The following is a 25,661-nucleotide window of genomic DNA, read 5'->3' as shown; positions in this document are numbered from 1 at the left end:
GGCACTGGGAGATGGGGTCGTGGGGCGCGCGCGCCGTCACGCCGAGGCCTGGAGGCGGGCGAAGAGCGCGGCGACGTCGGGGTCGAGCCCCGCCATCGGATCGCCGTTGTCCGACGGCGCCTCGGCGTCGAGGCAGGTGATCTCGAGATCGCAGTCGAACTCGGCGAAGTCGAAGATCTCGCGGATCGAGCTTTCGTCTCTGGTCGAGGAGAGCGTGATCGTCCAGGTGAGGCAGGCGCCCTCGGGATCGAGGGCGGAGAGAAGCGGCACCTCGCTCGTGTCCAGCGCGACGAAACCTTCGCCGAGCGACAGGACCTCGCGGATCAGCCGCGCGCTCTCGTTGGCGTTGGCATAGAGCTCGGCCCGGGGACGGAAGACGATTTTGTAGTCGCGGGGCCCGAGATCCACGTCGCTGAAATCGACGGAGACGGGCGTGAAGCCGAATTCGCTGAGGTCGAGAACCTCGCCGCCGGCGGGCTCCTCGTCGGCTGCGGCGGCTTCCGGCATCGGCGTCTCGCCTTCGGCGCCGGGCACGAGATCGCGAAGCTCGAAGAAGACGGCGTCGCGCGAGCGGGCGACCTCGACGAGATGGCCGAGCACGGCCCGCGCCCGCGCCAGAAGCGCGTGGGTCTCCTCGGTCGGCGCGAGGCGTTCGGCCCGGATCTTGCCGAGCACGCCCTCGAACATCTTGGCGAAGCGCGAGAGCTCGTGGAGATCGAAGGAGGCCGAGCCGCCCTTGATCGAATGGACGGCGCGATAGACGATGCCGATCGTGTCCTCGCCCGTTCCGGCCGCCAGATGGGCGAGCCCGCGGTCGAGTTCGACGAGCTGCTCGTCGCACTCCTCGAAGAAGGTCAGGCGGATTTCGGTCATCGCATCCATGGACGTCATGCTCTCCTGGCGCCGTTCCGCGCCTGCCCGCCTCGAACCCCGCTCTGCTGCTTCGGCGGCGGGACCCCACATGCCCCTTGCGGCCGACGCCCGGTAGCGATCCCCCGATCGCCCGGCGCCCTGCTTGCAAGGTCGCTAACACTCAACCCGTAATGGATTGAGTTTGCGTGAAGGTTGCCGACCAGAAATCGGCGGTCCTGCCGGGAGGCGGAGCGCCGAGATCCCCTATTCCGCTTCCTCGACCGAGCGCCGGACGCGCCGGACGCCGAGCCACATGAGGAGCGCGACGACGGGGATGCTCATGCCCTTGAGGAGGCCGGAATCGACGTGGAGGCCGAGCGACTTCAGCCCTTCCGCGCCGTAGCCGACGAGCCCGACGACGTAATAGGTGACGGCGGCGACCGAGAGGCCCTCGACCGTTTCCTGCAGACGAAGCTGGAGCTTGGCGCGCCGGTCCATGGAGGCGAGGAGCGCCTGGCTCTGCCCTTCGCGAACGACCTCGACGCGGGTCGCGAGCAGCTGTGAGACGCGCGAGACGCGGCCCGCCAGCGCCTCCTGCCGCGTCGTCACGGCCTCGCAGGTGCTCATGGCCGGCGTCAGGCGGCGCTCCAGGAATTCCTCGATGGTCTGGATGCCGGGAATGCGCTCCTCGCGCAGCTCCGAGATGCGTCGGCGCACCAGCGCGTAATAGGCGGCGGAGGCGGCGAAGCGGAAGAGCTTTCCGGCATAGCGGCTCTCGATCTCGGCCTCCAGCTGCGTCAGCGCCTCCAGGAGATCGGCCTCCGTCTCGCGCTGCCCTTGCGCCAGCGAATGGGCGATGCGCGCCAGCTCCGTCTCGGCATGGCCGAGCGCGGCGCCGAGCTCGCGCGCGGCGGGAAGGGCGAGCAGCGCCATCATCCGATAGGTGTCGATCTCCAGAAGCCGCTGCAGCGTGCGGCCGGCCTGTCGGGGCGTCAGGCCCTGGTCCGCCACGTAGAAGCGGCTGAACCCGTCGGCATGGATGCGAAAGTCGGTGAAGGCCGTCGCCGCCCCGCCGGAAATGCGCCCGCCCGTCAGGACGTTGCCGCCGAAATGCCGCGCCGAGATCGCCTCTGCGTCGATCGGCTCGCCGGTGTCGCGCACCAGCGCCACATTGGCGGCGACGATCGTCGTGCCGGTCAGGCTGTCCAGCCAGTCCCTCGGCACTTCGGAAATGGCCGGGCGCTCGAAGGCGCCGTCCGCACCCCCGTCCTCGCCCTCGACGATGAACTTGTAGCGCGCGAACTCGGTGTGGTTTTCCCACTTCACCCGCAAGGGGCCGAGATCGCAGCTGAAATGATTGACGCCCGGCGCCGGCGGCGCGACGCCGAAGCGGCGGGCGAGATCGGCGACATGCTCGAACTGGCGCGACGGTGCGCCGGGCTGCCCGTGCAGCGCCAGAAACGAGAGGCGCAGCGGCGCGGTCAGCGCCTCCGGCGGGCGCGCATGGATCTCGTCGTTCAGAAGGCGGCGGCCGGGATGGTCTTCGGGCAGTCTCATCGTCGGCTCCAGGTCCTGGAGCCCGAACCGAAGCTCGGACGGGTGGGCCCGGTGGCGCTTTTCGCGCCTCGCTTCGTCGAAGATCCGACCGATATCGAGGGATATCGGCTGCGATCGTCTCCTTGCGAGGCACGAGAATCACTCACCGATCCTCAGCCGCCGAATTTCGGTCCGGGCTCTTCAGCGCATTGCGCCGGCCATGTGAGCCGAGGGGCCGAGCCCGTCAATGCCGGAACGTCGGTCGAAGGCCGGAACACGGGAAAACCGCGACGGCCGCGAAAGCTTCGGGCGAGGTGCGCCGCCGCGCCGTGATGGAGGACAGGCCGACGACGGTCCGGTCTCTCTCCGGTCGAAGCGATAGGCCGTGTCGGGGGCGAGTCTCCTTTGCGAGAATCGCCCCGCCGATTCGCGGTCGCAAGGGTGCGAGCGCCAAGGGCGGCGAACGGCCGGCTCGGATCCCGGCTGCCGTCCGCCGCCGATCCCGTCAGGGGATCAGCTGGTCCGCCCGCAGCTCGGCGAAGAGATCGAAGAAGGCGTCGTCCGTCGCCCGGTAGGCCGTGAAGCCGAGGCGGCGGCTCTTGCTCATGTCGGTCATCACCTCGATCGGCCGGCCGAGATCGGCGTCGGTGTGCCAGGGCGAGGCGAGGCGGGAGAGATCGGCCTCCTTCAGCCCCTCTCGCTCGGCGATGCGGCGCCAGACCGGCGCGTCGTCCTTCATCTGCTCCTCCAGCGTCAGGACCGTGCCGTCGAACGGAGCGGCTTCGAGGCCGAACCATTCGGCGATGCGCTCCCACATCCAGCTCCAGCGGAAGACGTCGCCGTTCACGATGTTGAAGTCCTCGTTCGCCGCCGCCGGCGTGGTCGCCGCCCAGAGGAGCTGCCTTGCGAGCTGGCGCGCCTCGGTCATGTCGGTCAGCCCGTTCCACTGCGCGGCCGAGCCGGGAAAGCGGAAGGGCCGGCCGGTCTCGCGGCAGAGCGTGGCGTAGACGGCGAGCGTCGTGCCCATGTTCATGGCATTGCCCACGGCCTTGCCGATCACCGTATGCGGGCGGTGGACGCTCCAGGCGAAGCCGTCGCGCCGGGCGGCGGCGAAGAGCTCGTCCTCCTGCGTGTAGTAGAAGTTCGCGACGTCCAGCCGGCCCTGGCTCTCGCGGAAGGGCGTCTGCGGCAGCTTGCCTTTTCCATAGGCCTCGAAGGGCCCGAGATAGTGCTTGAGGCCGGTGACGAGCGCGACATGGCGCGGAGCCCCGCCCGCGGCGAGCCCATCGAGAAGGTTGCGCACCATCGCGGAATTGACGCGGATGTTCTCCGCCTCCGTGTCCTGCCGCAGCCAGGTCGTGATGAAGACCGCGTCGAAGCGGGCGTCCTTCAGCGCCGCCTTCGTGCCGGCGGCGTCCTGCAGGTCGGCGACGAGGGGGCCGACGCCCGCCTGCTCGACCGGACGGCGCGCGAGCCCGTGCACGGTCCAGCCCTCCTCCACCAGAAGGGCGGCCGTCGCGCTCCCCACGATGCCGCTCGCTCCGACCACGAGTGCCGATCCTGCCATGTCCATAAACCTTTGTGTTTGCAAGGCTCGGGACTTAGGCAGGCTTGCCTATCCCTGCCAGACGGCACCAAAAGGGGACATAGGCACCGGGAGGTATCCAGGCATGCAGGCGGGCACACCGGACGAGGACTGGCGCGAGGACTGCGCGCCCCGCCGCATCATGGATCTCTTCGCCACCAAATGGACGAGCATGATCCTCCACACGCTCCATGCCCGCCATGCGGGCGCGGCCCGGGCCGGCGTGCTCCAGCGCAGCCTGCCCGGCATTTCCAAGAAGATGCTGACGCAGACGCTGCGCGACATGGAGCGCAGCGGCCTCGTCAGCCGCCATGTCGAGGGCACCATTCCGCCCGCCGTCGAATACCGGCTGACGCCGCTCGGCGAGCGCTTCGTGGAGCCGGTGGAGCTTCTCTACGGCTGGGGCCGCGACAATGCCGACGCGCTCGACCGCCTCGTGCCGCGCCCGACCTCCCGGCGGCAGGGGGCGTGAGCGTTCGAGAGTCCGTCAGGTTCATCCAGAACCAGACGGACTCTCGATTTTCGTGTTGTCGTTTGTCTTTTCGGGATAACCGGTACCCAACTATCCCTGACAAACTTTAGTCCACCTGCCTGATCCGCCCGTCCGTCGAAGGCACGAAGGCCGAGCCCGACGCGACGAGATGGTCGACGAGGACGGCGTCGAGCGTCGGCCCGTAATCGTAGGCGTTCTGCCCCTTCTCCGCGAAGACCGCATAGCCGTCCCCGCCGCCGCGCATGAAGTTGTTGGAGACGACGAGATAGGTGGCCGCCGGATCGAGCGGCGTCGCCTTGCCGTCCTTCAGCAGGCGCACCGCGCGGATGCGGTCGCGGCCTTTCGTGCCGGCCGGCGACCAGTCCACCTCGATGCCCGCCACCTGCGGGAAGCGCCCGCCGCCCTCCTCGACCTCCGACACGCCGTTTTCCAGAGCCGCGATCACGTCGGCCCCGGAGAGCTCGAAGGTGGAGAGCGTGTTCTGGAAGGGCAGGACGGTCAGCACCTCGCCCATCGTCACGGGGCCCGCGTCGATCGAGGCGCGAAGGCCGCCGCCATTGGTGATGGCGATCTCGACGCCCTGGTCGCTGACGCGCGCCAGCATCGCGTCGGCGACGAGATCGCCCATGGCGCATTCGCGCACCCGGCAGCTCTCCCGCGCCCCGTCGATGACGGACGCGGCCTGCGCGACCACCTTCGTCTTCAGCGCCTCCAGCGGCCCGGCCAGCTCGGCGACCCGCGCCTTGACGCCTTCGTCCTCCGGCACGGCGGCATCGAGCAGACGGGGCTCGCCGGTCGCCTCCGTCACGCGGCCGGCATCGTCGAAGGTGACGTCGAGGCGCCCGAGATACTTGCCGTAGGAGCCGGCCTGCACGATGCGCACCGCGCTGCCGTCGGGCGAGGCGACGAGCGTCGGGTAGGGACCGGAGGCGCCCGGCAGCGTGTTGGCGAGGAGCGTGTGCGAATGGCCGCCGACGATGACGTCGATCCCGTCCACGGCCGCCGCGATCCGCTGGTCCTCGGCATAGCCGGAATGGCTGAGGAGAACGATCTTGGTCACGCCGTCAGCCGTCAGTGCCTTCACCGCCTCGCGCACCGGCTCGATGGGGGCCTCGAAGGCGATCGTGCGGCCCGCCTGCGTCAGCGTGCCGTTGGCCTCCGGCGTCAGGCCGATCAGTCCGATGCGCTCGCCGCCCTTCTCGATGACGGTCGTCCGCTCGATGAGCGCTCGGAGCTTCGGCTCGCGCGTGAGATCGGCATTGGCCATCAGCACGGGAAAGGGCACGGCCTCGGCGAAGCGTTCGAGCACGGGCACGCCGTCGTCGAACTCGTGGTTGCCCACCGCCATCGCCTCGTAGCCGAGGCGCCCCATCAGCTCGGCGACCTCGCGCCCCTTGTAGAACGTGTAGAAGAGCGAGCCCTGGAACTGGTCGCCGGCATCGACGAGCAGCGTGTTCGCCGCCGACGCCCGCGCCTCGGCAACGGCGGCGGCCAGACGCGCCGCGCCGCCGAAGCAGGCCTTGGCCGCGAGGTCCTTCTCGCCGCAGGTGGAATCAGTCTTGTTGATCGGCTCGAGGCGCGAATGGACGTCGTTCGTGTGGAGGATCGTCAGCCGGTACTCGGCCGAGGCGAGCCCGGTCGAGGCGGCGAGGAAGCCGAGCGAGGCGGCAAGGCGGCGAAGGGCAGGGTGCATGGCGGACCTCGGCGCTTGGCCCTGCCGGGGGGAGGGCTCTCGGGGATCGGTCGGCCCGAGTTTGGCCGAGGTCGCCGGGTGCTGGCAACCGGGCAAGGGCTTGGCCGGATTCCGACATGGCGTCGTCGCGCCGAGGACGGGCGCTGCCCGCCCGCCTTGCCAAAAGGGAGGCTCCCGCCTTTGCGGCGCAACGGAAGAGGCGCGACCATGCAGGTTCTGGACGAGGCCGACTATGTCGTCGTCGGCTCCGGCTCGGCGGGCGCCGCGCTCGCCTATCGCCTGTCGGAGAACGGCCGCTACGAGGTGATCGTGATCGAGGCGGGCGGCACGGATGCCGGGCCCTTCATCCAGATGCCGGGCGCGCTGTCCTTTCCCATGAACATGAAGCGCTACGACTGGGGCTATCGCGCCGAGCCCGAGCCCGCGCTCGGCAACCGCCGTCTCGCCACGCCGCGCGGCAAGGTGCTGGGCGGCTCCTCCTCGATCAACGGCATGGTCTATGTGCGCGGCCACGCCCGCGACTTCGACCATTGGAGCGAGGCCGGCGCCGCCGGCTGGGCCTATGCGGACGTGCTGCCCTACTTCAAGCGCCTGGAGGCGATGGAGGGCGGCGATCCCGCCTGGCGCGGCACGGACGGCCCGCTCAACGTCAAGCGCGGGGCCATGCTGAACCCGCTCTACAAGACCTTCATCGAGGCGGGCCGCGAGGCCGGCTATCCCGTGACGGACGACTACAATGCCGGCGCGCAGGAGGGTTTCAGCCCGATGCAGCAGACGATCTGGCGCGGCCGGCGCTGGTCCACCGCCAATGCCTATCTTCGCCCCGCGCTGCGCCGCCCGAACTGCCGGCTCGTCGGCGGCGAGGCGGTGAAGATCGTCTTCGAGGGCGACCGCGCGGCCGGCGTGACGCTGAAGCGGGCGCGTCGCCTGAAAGGCCTCGTGCGGGCCCGGCGCGAGGTCGTGCTGGCCGCCGGCGCCATCAACTCGCCGCTCCTCCTCCTGCGCTCGGGGATCGGCGATCCCGCCGAGCTGAAGGAGGCCGGCATCGCCACCAGGCTCGCCCGCCCCGGCGTCGGCCGCAATCTGCAGGACCATCTGGAGGTCTACATCCAGCAGGAATGCACGCAGCCGATCACGCTGAACGGCTATCTCAACCTCTTCGCCAAGGGGCGCGTCGGGATGGAGTGGATGCTCCTCCACACCGGCCACGGCGCGACCAACCATTTCGAGGCCTGCGCCTTCGTGCGCTCGGCCGCGGGCATCGAATATCCCGACATCCAGTACCACTTCATCCCAGCCGCGGTGCGCTACGACGGGACCTCGGCGGTGAAGGGCCACGGCTTCCAGGCCCATGTCGGGCCGATGCGCTCAAAGTCGCGCGGGCAGATCCGCGTGACGAGCGACGATCCCTCCGACAAGCCCTCCATCCGCTTCAACTACATGAGCCATCCCGACGACTGGCGCGAGTTCCGGACCGCCGTGCACCTCACCCGCGAGATCTTCGCCCAGGGCGCCTTCGCGCCCTATCGCGGGCGGGAGATCCAGCCGGGCGCCGATGTCCAGAGCGACGAGGAGATCGACGCCTTCGTCCGCGACCACGCCGAGAGCGCCTACCACCCGAGCGGCGCCTGCCGCATGGGCTCGGCCGACGATCCCGGCGCCGTGGTCGATCCCGACTGCCGCGTCATCGGCATTGAGGGCCTTCGCGTCGCCGACAGCTCGATCTTCCCGCGCGTGACCAACGGCAACCTGAACGGCCCCTCGATCATGGTCGGCGAAAAGGCCGCCGACCATATCCTGGGCACGCGCCTTCCGGCGGAGACGTCGGCGCCCTGGATCAACCCGGATTGGCGCACGAAGCAGAGGTAGGCGCCCGCCCAGCCGGATGGCGGCCTGTCGCCTCTCCGGGCGATCCGGCGCGGGCATTGCCCGCGTTCGGCTGCGGGCATAGTCTCTCGTCGAACTCGGCAAGGAGTGCGAGCGATGAGAAGCGACGCGAGACCCGTGGTCGTGCGCCAGGAAGGTGTCCTCGGGGGCCGGCCGACCTTCCGCGGAACCCGCGTCCAGGCCGAGATCCTGTTCGAGAACCTCGCCGGCGGCTATTCGCTCGACGAGATCGCCGACGACTTTCCCACGCTCGACCGCGATGATCTTCGAGCCGCGATCATCGAGGCCGGGCGGCTGATCATCGAAAGCGCGCCCTGCGTGCCCCATGCCGCGAGCACCGACGCGGACCCGCCGGAAGTGCCGCGTGCGCGTCTTTCTCGATGAGAACATGCCGCGCCAGCTGGGGCGCGTGCTGGTCGATCACGAGGTCTCCTTCGTGGAGAAGGAAGGCTGGAAGGGCAAGCAGAACGGCGAGTTGCTGAGATTGGTCGAAGCCGCCTTCGACGTTCTCCTGACATCGGACGCGAACCTCGAGTTCCAGAACGAACTCGCGGGACGGTCCTTGTCGCTGATCGTCCTGCCGACGAACAACCTGACCCTGCTGCGGGCGAACGCCATCGCGGTGAAGCAGGTCCTCGACGAACTCGCCGGTTTCGATCCGCCGATCGTGGTGACGGTCGGTTGGAAAGGCGAGCGAAGCCTCCGGCGACCGGGCGCCCCGTCCGGTGCGGAGCCCGGCATATCGCCCGTCTTCGGTTTCGGCCGCTCGGGAAAGGGGCGGCCCAACGACCGCTGAACCGCCGCAGCCGAAAAACGCGACGTCCCGCATGCCGTATCGTTAGCCGGCGGCGCGGGAATGATTGACTCCCGTCGAACCATCGCCGATTGCCATTGCAACAAACGATGCCTGGGAAAGATCGAGACATGTCCGCCATCACCGTCCACGGCCTGACCGTTTCCTCCGAACTGAAGCGCTTCGTCGACGAGGAGGCGCTGCCGGGCACAGGGGTGGAGGCCGAGGCCTTCTGGGCGGGCTTTGCCGGGATCGTCGAGGATCTCGCTCCGAAGAACCGCAGGCTCCTGGAGGTTCGCGATGCGCTGCAGTCGGCGATCGACGACTGGCACATCGCCCGCCGCGGCCAGGAGATCGATCCCGCCGAATACGCCGCCTTCCTGAAGGAGATCGGCTATCTCGTGCCGGAGGGCGCGCCCTTCTCCGTGGAAACGGCCAATGTCGATCCCGAGATCGCGCTGATCCCCGGCCCGCAGCTCGTCGTGCCGCTGATGAACGCGCGCTACACGTTGAACGCGGCCAATGCCCGCTGGGCCTCGCTCTACGATGCGCTCTACGGAACCGACGCGCTGGGCGAGGCGGCGGCCGGCGGCGGCTACGATCCCGAGCGCGGCGCCCGCGTCGTCACCTTCGCCAAGGGCTTCCTCGACGAGATCGCGCCGCTGACCGATGCGAGCCACGCGGCCGTCACGACCTATGCCGTCGAGAACGGCGCGCTGGTCGCGACCGGCCCCGCCGGCCCCGCCTTCCTGACGAGCCCCGCCGCCTTCGCCGGCTATCGCGGCCCGGCGAGCGCGCCGGAGGCGATCCTCGTCCGGCACAACGGCCTGCATGTCGAGATCCTGATCGACGCCGCCAACCGCATCGGCTCTGGAGATCCCGCCCATGTCGCCGACATGGTGATGGAATCGGCGATCTCGACCATCTGCGACTGCGAGGATTCGATCGCCGCCGTCGATGCGAGCGACAAGACCGCCGTCTACCGCAACTGGCTCGGCCTGATGAAGGGCGATCTGGAGGACCGGTTCGAGAAGGGCGGCCGGACCGTCACGCGGCGCCTGAACCCCGACCGCGACTACACCGCGCCGGACGGCTCTACCCTGACGCTGCCCGGGCGCTCGCTGCTCCTGGTGCGCAATGTCGGTCATCTCATGACCAATCCCGCGATCCGGCTGGCCGACGGCTCGGACGTGCCGGAGGGCATCATGGACGCCATGATGACGGTCGCCATCGCGATCCACGATCTGAAGAAGACGTCGGGCCTGCGCAACTCGCGGACCGGCTCGGTCTATGTCGTGAAGCCGAAGATGCACGGGCCGGAGGAGGTCGCCTTCTCCGCCGAGATCTTCACCCGCGTCGAGGCGGCGCTCGGCCTGCCCGAGAACACGGTGAAGATGGGCATCATGGACGAGGAGCGCCGCACCTCGGCCAATCTCGCCGAGTGCATCCGCGCGGCGAAATCGCGCGTCTTCTTCATCAACACCGGCTTCCTCGACCGCACGGGCGACGAGATGCACACGTCGATGGAGGCCGGCCCCATGGTGCGAAAGGGCGCCATGAAGGGCACGAGCTGGATCAAGGCCTACGAGGACCGCAATGTCGATATCGGCCTCGCCTGCGGCCTGAAGGGGCGCGCGCAGATCGGCAAGGGCATGTGGGCCATGCCCGCCAAGATGCACGCCATGCTGGAGCAGAAGATCGCCCATCCCATGGCGGGCGCCAACTGCGCCTGGGTGCCGAGCCCGACCGCCGCCACGCTCCATGCGACGCATTACCACTTCGTCGACGTCCTCGCCCGGCAGGACGAGATCGCGGCCGGCGGCGCGCGCGGCACGCTGGACGATCTCCTCGCCATCCCGGTCGCGCACGGCGCGAACTGGAGCGAGGAGGAGGTCCGCTCGGAAATCCAGAACAATGCGCAAGGGATTCTCGGCTACGTCGTGCGCTGGATCGATCAGGGCGTCGGCTGCTCCACCGTGCCCGATATCGAAGATGTCGGCCTGATGGAGGATCGCGCGACCTGCCGCATCTCCTCCCAGCACCTCGCCAACTGGCTGCATCACGGCGTCGTTTCCGCCGAGGAGGTGATGGAGGCGATGAAGGCCATGGCCGCCAAGGTCGACCAGCAGAATGCGGGCGATGCGAACTACCGGCCGATGGCGCCCGATTTCGACCGCTCCATCGCCTTCAAGGCGGCCTGCGACCTCGTCTTCGAGGGCCGCGTCCAGCCCTCCGGCTACACCGAGCCCGTGCTCCATCGCCGCCGCCTGGAGCGCAAGGCCGCCGGCTGAGCCGCTGCGACGCCCGAGCTCGGCTCCTGAAAGACGGCCGGCCGGTCCCGATCGGCCATCGTGGCGCGGCGGGGCCCTTCGAAGGGTCCCGCGCCGCCCTATCCTCTTCGAAGTGATGCCGGCGGTCCCGGCAAGGGACCGCTGGTATCGCGCGCCGCCCCTCGACAGGCTCGGGAGGCGCGGCGGCGGCCGATGCCGCCGTTTCGCCCTGCCTTCGACGTGTCGAAGGTCAGGGCCGCTGGTATGAGCAGGAAAAGGCGGCCGGAGCGGCCCGCCGCCTTCCGGGGGAGAGGACACAGCATCCGGCATGGCTTGGACCGACCCGATCGATGCCTATTGCGAGCGCCTCGGCCCCGGCTTCTGGGCGGAGCCGCTGAACGCCTGGACCAATCTCGCCTTCCTCCTCGCCGCGATTCTCGCCTTCCGCCTCTGGCGGCGACTCGACCGAAGGGCGCATGCCGAGTGCCGGCGGCGCGATCTGGCGAGCCTCGCGCTCGTCGTCCTCGTGGGCGTGATCGGGATCGGGTCCTTCCTGTTCCACACCTTCGCCGACCGCTGGTCGGTCCTGGCCGACGTCGTGCCGATCGGCATCTTCATCTATGCCTATCTCGCGCTGGCGCTGCGCCGCTTCGCGGACCTCGCGCGCTGGAAGGCGCTGGTTGCGACGCTTCTCTTCGCGGGCGCCTCCGTTCTCGTGGAGACCGCGCTCGAACCCGCGCTCGGCGGCTCGGCCGCCTATGCGCCGGCGCTTCTGGCTCTGTTCGGCCTCGGAGGCTGGCTCGTCGCCACGGGTCGGCGCCCGGGACGCCTCGTGCTCGGCGCCGGCCTCGTCTTCGCGGTCTCGCTGACGCTGCGCACGCTGGACGGCCCGCTCTGCGCGAGCGTCCCCATCGGCACGCATTTCCTCTGGCACATATTGAACGCCGCGACGCTCGGCCTCCTGCTCCTCGCCGCCGTCCGGCAGGGGCCGCGCCCGGTCAAGCGGCGCATCACGCCGTGAGCGCGGCCGAGATGCGGTCGGCGACGAAGCGGACGCGCTCCTCGACGGACGCGAGCGGCAGCGGCACCAGATCGTAGCCGAAGCCGCCATAGGCCTCGACCATCGCCTCGAAGGTCCGCTCCGCTTCGCCCATCGACTGGCGCCGCTCGGCGTCGTTGCGGAAGATCTCCGGCCAGGGCGGGGCGATGAAGACGGTCGGCGCGTAGCGGAAGAGCCGCGCGGCGGCGAGCGCATGGTCCGGCACGGGCAGCCCGCAAAGCCGGAGATAGCCGACCGTGTCGGGCAGGCCCCGGTCGAAGAGGACGGGCCCTTCCAGGGCGCGGGCCTCGCGGAAGGAGCGCAGCTCGAAGGCGAGCATCTGTTCGGCGAAGGCCGCCCGATCGGCATCGGGCCGGGCGGGGCCGCCGATCGCCCGCTGGTCGCGGATGATCGCGCGCCCGGCTTCCGGCATGTGGGCGAGGCCCCATCCTGCGAGGGCCTCGATCAGCACCGTCTTGCCGGAGCCCGGCCCGCCGGTCACGACGAAGAAGCACGGCTCGACGATCGGCGCGGCACCGTCCTTCATTCCCGCCTCCTCACGAACGAAAAAGGCCGGCCGCTTCCCCCGAAGCGCCCGGCCCATGCGGTGCCCCCCGCATATTCTCTCGAGGGTCGAAAGAGGCTCAGCTCGGCTTGGCGCGCTTGGTCGTGCTCTTCTGCGAGACCTTCGGGTCGACCAGACGCTCCTTGCCTTGGATCACGACGACCCGGGCATTGACCGGAACGCGGTCGTAGAGGTCGATGATGTCCTGGTTCATCAGGCGGATGCAGCCCGAGGAGGCGGCGGTGCCGATCGACTGCCATTCCGGCGTGCCGTGCAGGCGGTAGAGCGTGTCCTTGTTGCCCTGGTAGAGATAGAGCGCGCGCGCGCCGAGCGGGTTCATCAGGCCGGGCTCCATGCCCTTGCCGTCGCGGAACTTCTCGAGATCGGCGCGGCGGTCGATCATCTCCATCGGCGGAAACCACTTCGGCCAATGCTGCTTGTCGCCGATCTTGGCCTCGCCCGCCCAGGAGAAGCCGGCCTTGCCGACGCCGATGCCGTAGCGCATGGCCGTGCCGCCGCGCTCGACGACGTAGAGGAAGCGATGGGGCGTGTCGACGACGACCGTGCCCGCCTCGTAGTCGCCGGCATCGTAGACGACGCGCTGGCGCAGGAACTTCGGATCGATCTTCGAGGCCGGGATGGCGGGGAGCTGGAAGCCCTCGTCTTCGGCGGCCGCATAGGCGGTGATCGGCGCTGCGCCGAAGGTGCGGTCCTCGGAGGGCGAGGGCGAGGCATAGGCCGTGATGCGCGCGGCGATCGAGGGCGGCACGGACGTGTTGGCGGCCAGCGTCGCCCGATTGCTCGTGGAAGCGCAGCCCGAAAGGAGGGCGATCGCGCCGAGCGCCAGGAACGAGGTTACGCGTCGAGAAAACAAGGTCATGATCGCCGGGTCCAGCATTGCGGGAGAAGGGCGTCGGCCGACGCGGACATGGCGCAGACGATCGCTCGGAACTCCGAAGAAGGCGTCCCTTTCGATAGGCCTGCCCGCGGCAGCTGACAACGCGAGCAATCTCTCAAAACATGGTTAATAAAATGCTTGTTGCGGCGCGGTCACAGTTGACGGCGCCCCCGGCCGCCTCATGTCTTTGGCAAGACATTCATTCGTCCGTTCAGTGCGAGGACTCTCATGAATATCGGAGAGGCGTCGCGGCGCTCCGGGCTGCCGCCCAAGACGATCCGCTATTACGAGGAAGTGGGTCTCGTCCGGCCGGCGCGGGCGCAGAACGGCTATCGCGACTACCGCGACCGCGACGTCCATCTCCTGCGCTTTCTCCAGCGCTCGCGCTCGCTCGGCTTCTCCATCGAGGAGGCACGGCGGCTTCTCGCGCTCTATGCCGACGAGAGCCGCCAGAGCGGGGACGTGCGCAAGATGGCGAGCGGCCGCATGGCCGAGATCGACCGCAAGATCGAGGAGCTGATGTCGCTGCGGCGCGCCTTGGCGCTTCTCGCCGACCAATGTCCGGGCGACGGCGGGCCGGACTGCCCGATCCTCGACGAGATCGCGGGCGCCTCGCCGCTCGGCGAGGCCGGCGAGAGCCTCAAGCGGCCCGGCCGCACCGCCATCGGGCGCAGCACCGAGATCGAGGTCGAGGCCGGTCTCGAAGCCCGGCCGAAAGCCGCCGGCCTCGGCGGCTGATCGAGGCTTCGTTCCCGCGGGGCCGGCACGATGTCCCCCGCGGGGCGAGCGCGTTTGGACCGGGACAGCCCGCCGCAGGCCGAAGCGCGCTTTGGGCTTGCGGCGAATCAGGCGGCGCGACTACGATTCCGCCCATGCCGATCGTTTCGCCCTTCAAGCTCGAGCCCCTCGTCGATGGGCGCCAGTCCGACCGCGCCATGCTGGTGCGCCGCGGCGTCCAGCGCCTCATGGCCGCTTGGCGCGTCGCCCTCCTGCCGGAAATGGCGCTGGCCTCCGGCCGAAGGGCCGATCTCGTCGGCCTCACCGAAAAGGGCGAGGTGCTGATCGTCGAGATCAAGACCTCGATCGAGGACTTCCGCACCGATCGAAAATGGCCGGACTACCGCCAGCATTGCGACCGCCTCTATTTCGCGACGCATCCCGGCGTCTCCGCCGCGATCTTTCCCGAGGACTGCGGCCTCATCGTCTCGGACGGCTACGGCGCGGAAATGCTGCGCGAGGCGCCCGAGCACCGGATGGCCGCCCCGACGCGCAAGGCCCTGACGCTGCGCTTCGCCCGAGCCTCCGCCGACCGCCTGCAACAGGCGGAATGGGCGGCGAACCCGTTCATGACGGCGCTGCCCGAGGAGGCCTTCGCCGACGAGGCGCCGGCGGACGAAGGCTGAGCCTGCGACCCGCGACCAAGCCGGGTCGCTTTCGAGTAAATCCCGGTCGACGCCGCGCCCGGACCCGTGCCAGAGCATGAACCGCACCAACGCCGCTTCGGGAAAGCCCGTCATGACCCGTCTTCGCCTTTCGACGATAGCCGCGCAGGCGATCCTTCTGGCCGCCGCCTTCGGCGCCGCGCCCGTGCGGGCGGACTCCTACGAGGCCCTGTCGACGACGGCGATGGGCATCACGGGCGACATCGATTTCGACGATTCCGGCATCACCTTCGAGAACGGGAAGCATCTCGACTTCTCCGATCTCGTGGCGGACGAAATCCGGGTCGACGGCGTGGTGAAACCCGCCTCCGTCTACGCGATCGCCGAGCCCGCCAATCCCGAGCTGAACGGCGGCAACACGCTCTGCGACCGGGACGTGACCTATCTCGCCAACTGGCTGGACGAGGACGGCGAGACCGACTGGATCGCGGCCTTCACCGGCGAGGACGCGCCGACCTCGACCGAAAACCTCTGCGCCTCCTTCACCTACGTCGCCAAGAACTGAACGCCGGACACGAAAGCGCCCGATGTCGTCCGTGACATCGGGCGCCTGTCTGGCTCGATCGAAGTCCGACGGTCAGCGCGGCGCGCGCTTGGCAAGGATGCGCTGGAGCGTGCGGCGGTGCATGGAGAGGCGGCGGGCCGTCTCCGAGACGTTGCGCTCGCAAAGCTCGTAGACGCGCTGGATGTGCTCCCAGCGCACGCGGTCCGCCGACATCGGGTTTTCCGGCAGTTCCGCGCGGGTGCCGGGCGTGCGCATCAGCGCGGCGATGACCTCGTCGGCATCGGCGGGCTTGGCGAGATAGTCGATCGCCCCGAGCTTCACGGCCGTCACGGCCGTCGCGATATTGCCGTAGCCGGTGAGGACGATGACGCGCGCGTCGGCACGCGCGCGCTGGAGCGCCTCGATCACGTCGAGCCCGTTGCCGTCGCCGAGCCGCATGTCGACCACCGCATAGGCCGGCGCGCTCGCGCGGATGGCGGCAAGGCCCTCCGCCACGCTGTCGGCGGAGCGCAGCTCGAAGCCGCGCTGTTCGAGCGCGCGGGAGAGACGCTGGAGGAAGGGCTTGTCGTCGTCCACGACCAGCAGCGAGCGGTCGCCATCGGGAAGAACGTTGCGGGACAGAGGGGTGGAATCGAACTCGGTGAGCATGGGATTTGATCCATCGGCCGCCGCGCCCCGGCCGCCGAAGGGCGACCCGGCAAGGCGCGGACACAACCTTGCACAACCGAAGTTGGGCCAGCACCCGATGGCTTCAAGCAGCAGGTGCAGTCCCGGCGGTCACGTCTGCGCGAGCGCTCCGCCGGTCGGCCGTGCTATCTAGCGCTCGCTCGGCGGGGGCCGGGAGACGAAGGCTTCGCGCGGCCAATGGATCGCGACGGAGGCGCCTTTCGCGTCGCGCCGGTTGGAGACGGTCAGCGTCGCGCCCGAGCGCTCCAGCAGCGTCTTGGCGATGAAGAGCCCGAGCCCGAGCCCGCCGCCCTTGCGCGCGTCGTTGTCGCGCCGGCTCATATAGGGATCGCCGATGCGCGCCAGAATTTCCGGCGCGAAGCCCGGCCCGTCGTCGAGAACGACGAGATCGACGCCCTTCGCCGACCAACCCGCGCGGATCACGACCTCCGATGCCGCGAAGTCGACGGCGTTCTCGACGATGTTGCCGAGCCCGTAGAGAACGCCGGCATTGCGCCGCATGACCGGCTCGGAATCGCCGCGTTCGGTCGCCTCGACGCGCACCGCGATGCCGAAATGGCGGTGCGGCTCGGAGACTTCCTCCACCATCGAGAGCAGCGGCAGCCGCGCCATGTGCTCCTCGGAGGAGGAGGAGAGCGAGGTGAGCTGGCGCAGGATGTCGCGGCAGCGCTCGCTCTGAGCCATCAGAAGCTCCACGTCCTCGCGCTCGGGCGCGTCGAGCCGCGTCGTGCGGCCCATCTCCTTGGCGACGAGCGCGATCGTGGCGAGCGGCGAGCCGAGCTCGTGGGCGGCGGCGGCGGCGAGCCCGTCCAGGGCGGAGAGATGCTGCTCGCGCTGGAGCACCAGCTCGGTCGCGCCGAGAGCGTCCGCGAGCGTGCGCGCCTCGGCGGCGACCCGGTAGACGTAGACGGCGGCGAACACGATCGTCGCGGCGATCGCGTACCAGAGGCCCGCGACATAGGAGGCCGGCAGCATCAGCTCCACGCCCGCCGGCCAGGGCAGGGGCATGTGGAAGAAGGCGAGGAAGGTCGCGGCGGCGACGGCGAGAATGCCGAGCCCGATCGTCGTCAGCGGCGGCTGGGTGGCCGAGGCCATCAGCACCGGGATGATGAGGAAGACCGCGAACGGGTTCTGAATGCCGCCGGTGACGTAGAGAAGCGTCGAGGGCTGCAGGATGTCGAAGGTGAGGATGCCGACGGCGGCCCAGGAGGAAAGGCGCCGGCTCTTCGGATAGGTCAGGCCGAGAACGACGTTCAGACCCGCCGAGACGGCGATCAGCGCGAGGCAGATGCCGACGGGATAGGGATACCAGAGCGCCCAGGCGACGAAGACGCAGGCCGCCGTCTGGCCCGCGACGGACAGCCAGCGCAGCCGCGTCAGCGTCGCCAGCCGCAGCCGCTGGCTCTCGTGCATGGGAAGGTCGAAGCCGGGCAGGGCGAAGCCGAAGCCGGGGCGGCTGGTCTGCTCGCTCATGCCCGTACCGCCTTCGACGGACGATCCGAGCCGGCGAAACGTCCGGTTTTCCCCTGTGTGGTCACGGTCGACCTGATCTCAACCAGCATCGGCGCTCTCCTTCCATATCCTGGATATCGCCAGATGATCGGCTTCCCATGCCATAACTAGAGTGCATCGCGCCCCAGGACATCGGGACGCGGGGGAGGGACGCGGTGGAGGGGACGCGGGGAGATCAGCTGCGCGGTTTGGCGCGCGCCGTCGCCTCCGCTCTCGCCGGGTCCTCCGGCCAGACGTGGCGGGGATAGCGCCCGCGAAGGTCGGCGCGCACCTCGCGCCAGGAGCCGGCCCAGAAGCCCGGCAGGTCGCGCGTGATCTGGACCGGCCGGTGCGCCGGCGACAGAAGCTCCAGCGTCAGAGGCAGACGGCCGTCCGCGAGGGCGGGATGGGCGGTCAGCCCGTAGAGTTCCTGCACGCGGACGGAAAGGACCGGCCCCTCCGCCTCGTAGCGGATCGGCAGGCGCGAGCCCGTCGGCGCCTCGAAATGCGAGGGCGCCAGGGCCTCGATGCGGCCGGCCAGCTCGGCGGGCACCAGCGCCGTCAGCGCGTCGCGCACCGTGTCCGGCCGGATCTCGGCGATCCTCGTCGCGCCGGGCAGGAAGGGCATCAGCCAGTCCTCCAGCGTTTCCAGAAGGTGCGCTTCGGAGAGATCCGGCCAGGGCGGGCCGAACGCATGGGCGAGAAAGCGCAGACGCAGGAGATAGCGCTCGCCCTCCGCGCCGAGCGGCAGGGCGGCGAACCCCTTGTCGCGCAGACCGCCGGCGAGCGCCGCGCTCGCGAGCGCCCCGCTCGGCACCTTGACCGGCGCCTCCGCCAGCGTCGCGCGGCCGAGCCCGCGCCTGCGGCGCGCGCGGACCTCGCCGCTTCTGGCGTCGAAGGCGACGAGGTCCTCCTCCACGATGCGGTCGGCGAAGATCGCCTCCAGCGATTCACGTGAAACACGCGCGGCCGCCGCGATCCGGGCCGAGCGCGCGGCGCCGACGAGGTCGGCGACGACGAGGAAGGGCTCGTCGGCCAGCGGCGAGAAGGCGTCGACCGCCCCGCCGCGCCCGTTCGCCAGGACGAACTGCCCGCGGGCCCCGCGCGCGGCGGCGACGCGGTCGGGAAAGGCGAGGGCGAGGACCGCGCCCGCCTCGGGTCTGTCGCCGCCCTCCAGGCCGGAGGCGGGAGCGGCGCGGCCGGCTTGTTTCTCGATGCGCCGCGCCAGCGTCGCGGCATCGCGCGCGCGGGGACTGCGCTCCGCCCGCCAGCGGCGCAGGCGGTCTTCCAGATCGGGATCGGTGCCGCCGAGGCCGCGCTCGGTGAGGAGCACGGCGAGATCCGCGGCAAGGCCGCGCGCGGCGCCGGCCTCCACCACCATGCGGGCGAGGCGTGGAGAGAGGCCGACCTCGCGCATGGCAAGACCCGTCGGCGTCACCTGCCCCCGCGCGTCGAAGGCGCCGAGCGATTCCAGAAGCGCGCGCGCTTCGGCGAGCGCCGGGCCGGGCGGCGGGTCGAGAAAGGCGAGGGTCGCGGGATCGGACACGCCGAAGGTGGCGCAGTCGAGGACGAGGCCGGAGAGATCGGCCGAGAGCATTTCCGGCCGGTCGAAGGGCTCCAGCCCCTGTTCCTCGCGCCAGAGCCGGATCGCCGTGCCCGGCGCCGTGCGCCCGGCGCGGCCGGCGCGCTGCTCGGCGCCCGCCCGCGAGACGCGCACCGTCTCCAGCCGCGACAGTCCGGTGGAGGGCTCGAAGACCGGCTGGCGCCGCAGGCCGGAATCGATGACGACCGAGACGCCGTCGATCGTGATCGAGGTTTCCGCGATGGAGGTGGCGAGCACGATCTTGCGGATGCCGGGCGGCGCGGGGCGGATCGCGAGATCCTGCGCGGCGCCGTCCATCGCGCCGAAGAGCGGCGCGACGACGAGGGTCGGGCCCGCCAGGGGCGCCAGCCGCTCGGCGGTCCGCGCGATCTCGGCCTGCCCCGGCAGGAAGACGAGGAGGCTGCCGGTCTCCTCGGCCAGCGCTTCGCGCACGGCCCCGGCGACCGTGTCCTCGATCCGCTCCGTGCCCGGCCGGTCGCGATGCTTCACCGTGACGGGAAAGGCGCGGCCCTCGCTCTTCAGGATCGGCACGCCTTCGCCGAGAAGCGCCGCGACGCGCGCGCCGTCCAGCGTCGCCGACATGACGATCAGCCGAAGGTCCTCGCGCAGCGCGCCCTGCACGTCGAGCGCGAGGGCAAGGCCGAGATCGGCGTCGAGCGAGCGCTCGTGGAACTCGTCGAAGAGGACGGCGCAGACGCCGGGAAGATCGGGCTCCGACAGGATCTGCCGCGTGAAGACGCCCTCCGTCACGACCTCGATCCGCGTGCGGGCGGAGACCTTGGTGTCGAGCCGCATGCGCCAGCCGACGGTCTCGCCCACCGCCTCGCCCAGAAGCTCCGCCATCCGCCGCGCCGCCGCCCGCGCGGCCAGCCGCCGCGGCTCGACGAGCAGGATGCGCCCGGTCTTCAGCCGCGGATGAGCCAGGAGATGCAGCGGCACCAGTGTCGTCTTGCCCGCGCCCGGCGGCGCGACGAGCACGGCGTTCGGCCGCGCCGCGAGGGCGTCGGACAGCGCCGGAAGGATGGCGGCGACGGAGAGATCGGGGAGGCGAGGTGGGTTCAGTGTCTCACTCGTGACGGGGGCGGTCGGCTGGAATCTCTGGCGATCTGATCGAAGTGGGGACCGGCGATGTGATCGAAGAGCCCTTGCGGCTGATCGATGCACCGGGACCGCCGACCATTCAAGGTTTCACCCGAAGACTTCGATTTGCCGATGCCGGAAAAGGGGAGCGAAGCGCATCTCCGATCGGAGCGTTCACCTGCCACAGCCGCCATTCTCGCAGCGTGCGGGACGGACTGGCCTTAACGCTCGGTCACATCGCGGGCCTCGACTGCACGGCCGTCGAGCTCTCCCATGTCGTCCAGAAGGCTGCGGGCGTTGGACGGCGAGCCGAGGATGTTCAGCGTTTCCTGCATCCGCTCCCAGTCGGCGAGCGGCAGGACGACCACGGGCTCGCGGTTCCGCCGTGTCACGATCAGCTCGGTCCGATCCGCTTCGATCCGGTCGAGATGCGCCGCCGTACGGGCGCGGAAATCCGTGAAACTGACCTGACCCATTTCCGGCGATCCCCTTTCGACGCGAGGAAAAATCTACGGGCGTCGTGGCGGCCGCGCAAGGTTCGATGCCGATCGGGCCGAAGGGACGCACCGATCGAGACGCCTGTCGCCTTCGCCCGCTTCGATGCTAAAGACAGGTTTCGAACAGGTGATCGCGCCTGCTTTGCACGCGCTCGGCCGTCGCTCGGCCGGCGATGGATCGGGACGGGTGGGACATTCGATGGCGACCGCAGAACCTCAGGACACCCGAAAGACGCTCGTCCTGACCGGCGCCTCGCGGGGCATCGGGCATGCCGCGGTCAAGCGCTTCTCGCGGGAGGGGTGGCGGGTCATCACCTGCTCGCGCCAGCCCTTTGCCGAGGACTGCCCCTGGCCGGCGGGCGCGGAGGACCACATCAAGGTCGATCTCGCCGATCCCGAGGACGTGGGCTTCGCCATTTCCGAGATCCGCCACCGGCTGGAGGCGAACGGCTCGCAGCTCCATGCGCTCGTCAACAATGCCGCGATCTCGCCGAAGGGCGATGCGGGCTCGCGCCTCGATTCGATCCAGACCGCGATGCATCTGTGGCGCGACGTGTTCCAGGTGAACTTCTTCGCCCCGATCATGCTGGCGCGCGGGCTCTTCAAGGAGCTTTCGACCGCGCAGGGCTCGATCGTCAACGTCACGTCGATCGCGGGCGGGCGCGTCCATCCCTTCGCCGGCACCGCCTATGCGACGTCCAAGGCCGCGCTCGCCTCGCTGACGCGCGAGATGGCCGCCGATTTCGGCCCGGCCGGCATCCGCGTCAACGCCATCGCCCCCGGCGAGATCGACACCGCGATCCTCTCGCCCGGCACGGACAAGATCGTCGAGAACATCCCGCTGCGCCGCCTCGGCAAGACGGCGGAGGTCGCCGACATCATCTTCTTCCTCTGCTCCAACCAGGCAAGCTACGTCACGGGCTCGGAAATCCACATCAACGGCGGCCAGCACGTCTGATCGCCGGGCGCGAGACAGCACCCTTCCGAAGCGCGGCCCCATGCAGCTCAGGCACTGGATTCCCGATCTTCCCCGTCTCAGCGCGCGCGAGCGGGTCCGATCCGCCGCGGGCGCGCTGCTCGGCATTCTCGCGACCGGCCTCGTCTCGCGCGCCGCCGTCGGCGAGGGCGCGGCGCTGCCCATCCTGATCGCGCCGATGGGCGCCTCGGCCGTGCTCCTCTTCGCGGTTCCGGCAAGCCCGCTGGCGCAGCCCTGGTCGATCCTCGGCGGCAATCTCGTCTCGGCCTTCGTGGGAGTCTCCGTCGCCCGGCTCGTGCCCGACCCGATGCTCGCGGCGTCCCTCGCCATTTCCATGGCGATCGCCGCGATGATGGCGCTCCGCTGCCTCCATCCGCCGAGCGGCGCGGTGGCGCTCACCGCCGTCCTCGGCGGGCCGGCGATCACGGGACTCGGCTACGGCTTTCTCCTCTGGCCTGTGCTCGCCAATTCGCTGCTGCTCCTTGCGGGAGCCCTCGTCTTCAACAATCTGACCGGCCGCACCTATCCGCACGTTCCCCCGCGCGCGGCGGTCGCGCGGCACACGGCCGATCCCGCGCCCTCGACGCGGCTCGGCCTCGCCGCCGCCGATCTCGATGCGGTGCTTCAGGAGTTCGACGGTGTTCTCGACATCGGGCGCGGCGATCTCCTCTCGATCCTGAAGCTGGCCCAGATGCGCAGCTACGGCCGAAAGGCGGGGCTCGCGACGGCCTCGACCGTCATGTCGCGCGACGTCGTCGCCATCGCGCCGGACGCCTCGCTGAAGGAGGCCTTCGACCTCCTGCGCCGCCACCATATCAAGGCTTTGCCCGTGACCGACGAGAGCGCGCGGGTGATCGGCATCGTCACGCAGACAGACCTTCTCGACAAGTCGGCCTGGGACGGGAGGGGGCCGCGCCTCGGCTGGCGCCACCGCCTGCGCCTGACCGCGAGCCGCGCGCGGGCGCCCTATGGCTGCGTCGAGGACATCATGACGACGCCGGTCGCCACGATCCGGCCGCAGACGCCGATCGCCGAGATCGTGATCCCGATGACGGATGCCGGGCTGCACCATCTGCCCGTCATCGGCGACGACGGCCGCCTCGTCGGCATCGTCTCGCAGACCGACCTGATCCCCGCCCTCCTGGCGGAGGCCGCCGAGCGGGAGATCCCGTCCGGCGGGGCGCCTGTCGCTTGAGCTCGTCGCTCAGGCCGCGTTCGGGCGCCCGGCGCGATAGGAGCTTCCGCCTTCCAGGAACCGCGCGTTCTCCTCGCGGATGCGCGCGGCCTCCTCGTCGTAGAGGAAGGGCAGGAACGCGTAGCGCCGGCCCTCCGTCACCTTCGAGACCGCATGGAGAAGCGCGCACGGGAAGATCACCGCCCCGCCGGGCGGCGCCTTGTAGCTGCGCGAGCCATATTCGGGGAAGCTGACCTCGCCGCCGGCAAAGTCGCTGTTGAGATTGATCGAGACGGCGAAGCGGCGATGGGCGGTGCCGGTCGTCGTGTTGTCGCGATGGGCGCGGAAATGCGCGTTGTCCTCGGCCGCGTAGCAGCCGACGATATAGCGCTCCATGCGCGTCGCGGAGAAGGAATAGACCTTCTTGATCTCCGTGCCGACCCGCCGGTGAATGCGGGCCTGAATCGCCGCGATCAGGTCGGGATCGGTGATCGTGCAGTCGCGCCGGCGCTTGTGGTTGTGGTCCTCGATCCGCACCGTCTTGCCGTCCACCTCGCGCATGAAGCCGGACTCGACGCCGCCTTCCGTCTCGTAGGTCTCGATGAGGCGCCTGCAGAGTTCGGGCTCGAAGACGTTGGGAAGGACGAGGATCGGCGACGGTATCTCGAAGCCCGCATAGCGGTCGACCGGGGGCAGGGCCTTCAGATAGTCGAACAGCGCCGAGAAGTCCGTCTCGCCCCGCGTCATCGGAAACTTGGCCATGACCCGCAAGGCCGGGTCGAGAACGAGACAGAAGCGCTGGGCACGCACCTTTCGGCCTTCCGAATTCACCGGGATGGCGCCGTAGGTGCCGCTGACCGAGCCGTCGAAATCCCAGAAATGGCGGATGCCCGGAAGGTTCTCCCGCACCCGGCCGAGGCTCTGGTCCTCCGGGTCCGTCGTGACGCCGAAGAAGGACATGCGCTGGTCGTCGAAGAGATCGCGGTTCGCGTCGACCGCCTTCAGGAGCGCCTGCGAGGCGTCATCGGCGCCGGTCACGAAGAAGCCGAGGACGATGTAGCGCCCGCCGACCGTGCTGAAGGTGAAGTTGGGATTGTTGCTGCAGGACTGGCGGAACCAGGGGGCGGGATCGCCGACGCCGACCCGGTTGTAGGTCGTGGCGGCTTTGGCTGGATCGCTCATCCCGATGTCCCGACAATCGGCCCGCCCCGTCCGGGAGGTCGGCCTGCAGACGCGCAACGCCGTGGCCGGACGCGTTCGATCCGGCCATTATTTCCGATGGGTCCGGCGATCTCAAGCACCGGCTGGGGACATGGCTAACGGCGAAGAGCCGCACCCGATGCGCTACGCGTCGGCCGGGCGTGCTCGTAAGCTAGGGCGTGTGCCGCCCCAGTGCCTGCGAATGCTCGTGCAGGGCCTCGACCAGCCGCTCCAGCGAGAGGCGGGCATGGTCGTCGGTCAGGTGGTCGTCCTCGTCGAAGGCATTGCCGGCATCGGCCAGCGTCACCTGCGCAGTGAGAACCTCCGCGCCCAGCGACTGGCAGACCGCGCGCAGCGCCTGGAGCCCGCGCAGGCCTCCGAGGCGGCCGGGCGAGGCGGCGGCGAGGCCGACGACGAGGTCCTTGAAGGGCTGGACCGGGCGACCCTTCACCTTGCGCACCCGGCTCGCCCAGTCGATCGCGTTCTTCAGAAGCGGCGAGACGGAGGCGTTGTATTCGGGGCTGACGAGGAGAAGCCCGTCCTGCGCCTCGATCCGCTCGGCCAGTTGGATCGCCGCCGCCGGCAGCCCGTCCGCGGCCTCCATGTCCGCATCGAAGATCGGAAGCGCGTGGTCGGCAAGGTCGAGCACGGAGACGTCGGTCGTCCGCTGCGCGAGGAGCCTCGTCGCCTCGGCGGCGAGACGCCGGTTGTGCGAGCCCGCGCGCAGCGATCCCGCGATGACGAGGATGCGCGGGCTCATCGGGCCCCGGCGGCTCGCGGACCCGTGTCCTGCGAATAGATCCAGACCCGGGCGGGCGGGATGTTGGACCAGACGATCGGCGAGGAGGAGACGGTGAAGACGCCGGGCACGGGCTTCACGGGCGCGGTCGGCAGATAGGAGAGCTGCGTGAGGTTGCCGCCGGGCAGGAGGCGCTCGAAATAGCGCGTGAACAGGGCCTGGCGCTGCGCCTGCGCCATGTTGAGGATCGGGATCGCGAAGAGAATGGCGGCAAAGCGCGTCTTCGGCGCCGTGCCGAGCGTCTTGTCGAGGTCGAAGCCGTCGCCCTCCACGACGTTGACCGTCGGAAAGCGCGTCTTCAGGACGTCCGCGAAGCTCTTCTCGTATTCGATCGAGGTGATGCGCGAGGGCTCGACGCCCTTGTCGAGAAGGGCGCGCGTCACGACGCCGAGACCGGGCCCGAGTTCGAGCACCGGCCCCTCGATGCCGGTGGCCGCGGCCTCCACCATCGTCCGGCAATAGGCCGGCGAGGAGGGCGCGACGGCGCCGAGCTTCAGCGGATGACGAATCCAGGTGGCGAAGAAGCGGGCGAAATCGCCGCGGTCCGACGTTTCGGTCATGGGGCTGCTCACGTTCGAGGGTCTCGGGCGGACGGG

23 protein-coding genes and 1 pseudogene are annotated in these 25,661 nt (G+C 69.9%); 11 read left to right on the top strand and 13 right to left on the bottom strand.

The annotated features are described in order from the left end of the window. Positions 1 to 36 precede the first annotated feature (36 nt). The 3 genes from ASG62_RS11095 to ASG62_RS11085 all read right to left on the bottom strand — a co-directional run bounded on the left by ASG62_RS11095 (position 37) and on the right by ASG62_RS11085 (position 3,955). Positions 37 to 891, bottom strand: coding sequence for an Hpt domain-containing protein (locus ASG62_RS11095; protein WP_162245977.1), 855 nt, complete (start codon positions 889 to 891; stop codon positions 37 to 39). 225 nt (positions 892 to 1,116) lie between these two features. Beyond that, complete coding sequence (locus ASG62_RS11090) at positions 1,117 to 2,409, bottom strand: DUF3422 family protein (RefSeq protein WP_056689154.1); 1,293 nt, start codon at positions 2,407 to 2,409, stop codon at positions 1,117 to 1,119. A gap of 484 nt (positions 2,410 to 2,893) precedes the next feature. Continuing rightward, entirely contained in the window at positions 2,894 to 3,955 is a 1,062-nt protein-coding gene (locus ASG62_RS11085) for an SDR family oxidoreductase (RefSeq protein WP_056689454.1), read from the bottom strand. Between the two features lie 103 nt (positions 3,956 to 4,058). Here ASG62_RS11085 and ASG62_RS11080 point away from each other — a divergent pair, with 103 nt between their 5' ends. Next, a complete protein-coding gene (locus ASG62_RS11080) occupies positions 4,059 to 4,445 on the top strand; it encodes a winged helix-turn-helix transcriptional regulator (RefSeq protein ID WP_056689152.1) in 387 nt (128 codons plus the stop codon). 106 nt (positions 4,446 to 4,551) lie between these two features. Here the strand turns inward: ASG62_RS11080 and ASG62_RS11075 are convergent, their stop codons facing one another. Beyond that, positions 4,552 to 6,159: a bifunctional metallophosphatase/5'-nucleotidase gene (locus ASG62_RS11075; RefSeq protein ID WP_056689149.1), complete on the bottom strand. Its 1,608-nt coding sequence runs from the start codon at positions 6,157 to 6,159 to the stop codon at positions 4,552 to 4,554. Between the two features lie 207 nt (positions 6,160 to 6,366). On the opposite strand from ASG62_RS11075, the gene betA reads away from it, so the two are divergent. The 5 genes from betA to ASG62_RS11050 all read left to right on the top strand — a co-directional run bounded on the left by betA (position 6,367) and on the right by ASG62_RS11050 (position 12,130). Further along, entirely contained in the window at positions 6,367 to 8,028 is a 1,662-nt protein-coding gene (gene betA / locus ASG62_RS11070; RefSeq protein WP_200944635.1) for a choline dehydrogenase, read from the top strand. Positions 8,029 to 8,142: 114 nt separating this feature from the next. Further along, the gene (locus ASG62_RS25485) at positions 8,143 to 8,430 is read left to right on the top strand and encodes a DUF433 domain-containing protein (protein ID WP_082536913.1); all 288 of its coding nucleotides are present in this window, start codon (positions 8,143 to 8,145) and stop codon (positions 8,428 to 8,430) included. Next, positions 8,411 to 8,842 (top strand): hypothetical protein, encoded by a 432-nt coding sequence (locus ASG62_RS11060; protein WP_056689145.1) that lies wholly within the window; start codon positions 8,411 to 8,413, stop codon positions 8,840 to 8,842. The genes ASG62_RS25485 and ASG62_RS11060 overlap by 20 nt, the downstream gene beginning before the upstream one ends. A gap of 128 nt (positions 8,843 to 8,970) precedes the next feature. Next, complete coding sequence (locus ASG62_RS11055) at positions 8,971 to 11,130, top strand: malate synthase G (RefSeq protein ID WP_056689142.1); 2,160 nt, start codon at positions 8,971 to 8,973, stop codon at positions 11,128 to 11,130. Positions 11,131 to 11,437: 307 nt separating this feature from the next. After that, on the top strand, positions 11,438 to 12,130 hold the full coding sequence (locus tag ASG62_RS11050) for a ceramidase domain-containing protein (protein ID WP_056689139.1): 693 nt from the start codon (positions 11,438 to 11,440) through the stop codon (positions 12,128 to 12,130). On the opposite strand, the gene ASG62_RS11045 is transcribed toward ASG62_RS11050, so the two are convergent. Both ASG62_RS11045 and ASG62_RS11040 read right to left on the bottom strand, forming a co-directional pair. Next, on the bottom strand, positions 12,120 to 12,695 hold the full coding sequence (locus tag ASG62_RS11045; RefSeq protein ID WP_056689449.1) for an AAA family ATPase: 576 nt from the start codon (positions 12,693 to 12,695) through the stop codon (positions 12,120 to 12,122). The genes ASG62_RS11050 and ASG62_RS11045 overlap by 11 nt on opposite strands. Before the next feature lie 97 nt (positions 12,696 to 12,792). Continuing rightward, on the bottom strand, positions 12,793 to 13,593 hold the full coding sequence (locus ASG62_RS11040) for a L,D-transpeptidase (RefSeq protein WP_082536937.1): 801 nt from the start codon (positions 13,591 to 13,593) through the stop codon (positions 12,793 to 12,795). 246 nt (positions 13,594 to 13,839) lie between these two features. Here ASG62_RS11040 and cueR point away from each other — a divergent pair. The 3 genes and pseudogenes from cueR to ASG62_RS11025 form a co-directional block, all read left to right on the top strand. Beyond that, a pseudogene (gene cueR, locus ASG62_RS11035) lies at positions 13,840 to 14,220 on the top strand (Cu(I)-responsive transcriptional regulator); the annotation flags it as partial. Positions 14,221 to 14,483: 263 nt separating this feature from the next. After that, positions 14,484 to 15,014: an MmcB family DNA repair protein gene (locus ASG62_RS11030; RefSeq protein WP_056689136.1), complete on the top strand. Its 531-nt coding sequence runs from the start codon at positions 14,484 to 14,486 to the stop codon at positions 15,012 to 15,014. Positions 15,015 to 15,126: 112 nt separating this feature from the next. Further along, the gene (locus ASG62_RS11025; RefSeq protein ID WP_056689447.1) at positions 15,127 to 15,558 is read left to right on the top strand and encodes a hypothetical protein; all 432 of its coding nucleotides are present in this window, start codon (positions 15,127 to 15,129) and stop codon (positions 15,556 to 15,558) included. A 72-nt stretch (positions 15,559 to 15,630) separates the two neighbouring features. Here ASG62_RS11025 and ASG62_RS11020 read toward each other — a convergent pair whose 3' ends face one another. The 4 genes from ASG62_RS11020 to ASG62_RS11005 all read right to left on the bottom strand — a co-directional run bounded on the left by ASG62_RS11020 (position 15,631) and on the right by ASG62_RS11005 (position 20,895). After that, positions 15,631 to 16,206 (bottom strand): ActR/PrrA/RegA family redox response regulator transcription factor, encoded by a 576-nt coding sequence (locus ASG62_RS11020; RefSeq protein WP_056689133.1) that lies wholly within the window; start codon positions 16,204 to 16,206, stop codon positions 15,631 to 15,633. Between the two features lie 168 nt (positions 16,207 to 16,374). Then, entirely contained in the window at positions 16,375 to 17,658 is a 1,284-nt protein-coding gene (locus ASG62_RS11015) for an ActS/PrrB/RegB family redox-sensitive histidine kinase (protein WP_056689445.1), read from the bottom strand. Positions 17,659 to 17,932: 274 nt separating this feature from the next. Next, positions 17,933 to 20,401, bottom strand: coding sequence for an ATP-dependent helicase HrpB (gene hrpB / locus ASG62_RS11010; RefSeq protein WP_056689443.1), 2,469 nt, complete (start codon positions 20,399 to 20,401; stop codon positions 17,933 to 17,935). Between the two features lie 239 nt (positions 20,402 to 20,640). After that, positions 20,641 to 20,895, bottom strand: a complete 255-nt coding sequence (locus ASG62_RS11005; RefSeq protein ID WP_056689130.1) for a type II toxin-antitoxin system Phd/YefM family antitoxin — start codon at positions 20,893 to 20,895, stop codon at positions 20,641 to 20,643. 220 nt (positions 20,896 to 21,115) lie between these two features. On the opposite strand from ASG62_RS11005, the gene ASG62_RS11000 reads away from it, so the two are divergent. Next, a complete protein-coding gene (locus tag ASG62_RS11000) occupies positions 21,116 to 21,874 on the top strand; it encodes an SDR family NAD(P)-dependent oxidoreductase (RefSeq protein WP_056689127.1) in 759 nt (252 codons plus the stop codon). A 40-nt stretch (positions 21,875 to 21,914) separates the two neighbouring features. Continuing rightward, on the top strand, positions 21,915 to 23,087 hold the full coding sequence (locus tag ASG62_RS10995) for an HPP family protein (RefSeq protein ID WP_056689124.1): 1,173 nt from the start codon (positions 21,915 to 21,917) through the stop codon (positions 23,085 to 23,087). Between the two features lie 9 nt (positions 23,088 to 23,096). Here ASG62_RS10995 and ASG62_RS10990 read toward each other — a convergent pair whose 3' ends face one another. The 3 genes from ASG62_RS10990 to ASG62_RS10980 form a co-directional block, all read right to left on the bottom strand. Beyond that, the gene (locus ASG62_RS10990) at positions 23,097 to 24,248 is read right to left on the bottom strand and encodes a 2OG-Fe(II) oxygenase family protein (protein ID WP_056689121.1); all 1,152 of its coding nucleotides are present in this window, start codon (positions 24,246 to 24,248) and stop codon (positions 23,097 to 23,099) included. A 190-nt stretch (positions 24,249 to 24,438) separates the two neighbouring features. After that, complete coding sequence (locus tag ASG62_RS10985; protein WP_056689118.1) at positions 24,439 to 25,026, bottom strand: NADPH-dependent FMN reductase; 588 nt, start codon at positions 25,024 to 25,026, stop codon at positions 24,439 to 24,441. Then, positions 25,023 to 25,625: a class I SAM-dependent methyltransferase gene (locus ASG62_RS10980; RefSeq protein WP_056689115.1), complete on the bottom strand. Its 603-nt coding sequence runs from the start codon at positions 25,623 to 25,625 to the stop codon at positions 25,023 to 25,025. The genes ASG62_RS10985 and ASG62_RS10980 overlap by 4 nt, the downstream gene beginning before the upstream one ends. Positions 25,626 to 25,661: the final 36 nt, after the last annotated feature.

This window comes from Aureimonas sp. Leaf427 (assembly GCF_001425485.1).
Classification (GTDB): domain Bacteria; phylum Pseudomonadota; class Alphaproteobacteria; order Rhizobiales; family Rhizobiaceae; genus Plantimonas.
This window is presented reverse-complemented; position numbering and strand designations above follow the sequence as displayed.

What these genes read in the sequence shown, in the direction of transcription:
- ASG62_RS10980 (WP_056689115.1), bottom strand. Translation starts at nt 25,625, where the DNA reads ATGACCGAAACGTCGGACCGCGGCGATTTCGCCCGCTTCTTCGCCACC.
- ASG62_RS11020 (WP_056689133.1), bottom strand. Translation starts at nt 16,206, where the DNA reads ATGCTCACCGAGTTCGATTCCACCCCTCTGTCCCGCAACGTTCTTCCC.
- ASG62_RS10990 (WP_056689121.1), bottom strand. Translation starts at nt 24,248, where the DNA reads ATGAGCGATCCAGCCAAAGCCGCCACGACCTACAACCGGGTCGGCGTC.
- ASG62_RS10995 (WP_056689124.1), top strand. Translation starts at nt 21,915, where the DNA reads ATGCAGCTCAGGCACTGGATTCCCGATCTTCCCCGTCTCAGCGCGCGC.
- ASG62_RS11095 (WP_162245977.1), bottom strand. Translation starts at nt 891, where the DNA reads ATGACGTCCATGGATGCGATGACCGAAATCCGCCTGACCTTCTTCGAG.
- betA (WP_200944635.1), top strand. Translation starts at nt 6,367, where the DNA reads ATGCAGGTTCTGGACGAGGCCGACTATGTCGTCGTCGGCTCCGGCTCG.
- ASG62_RS11025 (WP_056689447.1), top strand. Translation starts at nt 15,127, where the DNA reads ATGACCCGTCTTCGCCTTTCGACGATAGCCGCGCAGGCGATCCTTCTG.
- ASG62_RS11030 (WP_056689136.1), top strand. Translation starts at nt 14,484, where the DNA reads ATGCCGATCGTTTCGCCCTTCAAGCTCGAGCCCCTCGTCGATGGGCGC.
- ASG62_RS11040 (WP_082536937.1), bottom strand. Translation starts at nt 13,593, where the DNA reads ATGACCTTGTTTTCTCGACGCGTAACCTCGTTCCTGGCGCTCGGCGCG.
- ASG62_RS11045 (WP_056689449.1), bottom strand. Translation starts at nt 12,695, where the DNA reads ATGAAGGACGGTGCCGCGCCGATCGTCGAGCCGTGCTTCTTCGTCGTG.
- ASG62_RS11050 (WP_056689139.1), top strand. Translation starts at nt 11,438, where the DNA reads ATGGCTTGGACCGACCCGATCGATGCCTATTGCGAGCGCCTCGGCCCC.
- ASG62_RS25485 (WP_082536913.1), top strand. Translation starts at nt 8,143, where the DNA reads ATGAGAAGCGACGCGAGACCCGTGGTCGTGCGCCAGGAAGGTGTCCTC.
- ASG62_RS11075 (WP_056689149.1), bottom strand. Translation starts at nt 6,159, where the DNA reads ATGCACCCTGCCCTTCGCCGCCTTGCCGCCTCGCTCGGCTTCCTCGCC.
- ASG62_RS10985 (WP_056689118.1), bottom strand. Translation starts at nt 25,026, where the DNA reads ATGAGCCCGCGCATCCTCGTCATCGCGGGATCGCTGCGCGCGGGCTCG.
- ASG62_RS11080 (WP_056689152.1), top strand. Translation starts at nt 4,059, where the DNA reads ATGCAGGCGGGCACACCGGACGAGGACTGGCGCGAGGACTGCGCGCCC.
- ASG62_RS11055 (WP_056689142.1), top strand. Translation starts at nt 8,971, where the DNA reads ATGTCCGCCATCACCGTCCACGGCCTGACCGTTTCCTCCGAACTGAAG.
- ASG62_RS11015 (WP_056689445.1), bottom strand. Translation starts at nt 17,658, where the DNA reads ATGCACGAGAGCCAGCGGCTGCGGCTGGCGACGCTGACGCGGCTGCGC.
- ASG62_RS11005 (WP_056689130.1), bottom strand. Translation starts at nt 20,895, where the DNA reads ATGGGTCAGGTCAGTTTCACGGATTTCCGCGCCCGTACGGCGGCGCAT.
- ASG62_RS11090 (WP_056689154.1), bottom strand. Translation starts at nt 2,409, where the DNA reads ATGAGACTGCCCGAAGACCATCCCGGCCGCCGCCTTCTGAACGACGAG.
- ASG62_RS11085 (WP_056689454.1), bottom strand. Translation starts at nt 3,955, where the DNA reads ATGGCAGGATCGGCACTCGTGGTCGGAGCGAGCGGCATCGTGGGGAGC.
- ASG62_RS11000 (WP_056689127.1), top strand. Translation starts at nt 21,116, where the DNA reads ATGGCGACCGCAGAACCTCAGGACACCCGAAAGACGCTCGTCCTGACC.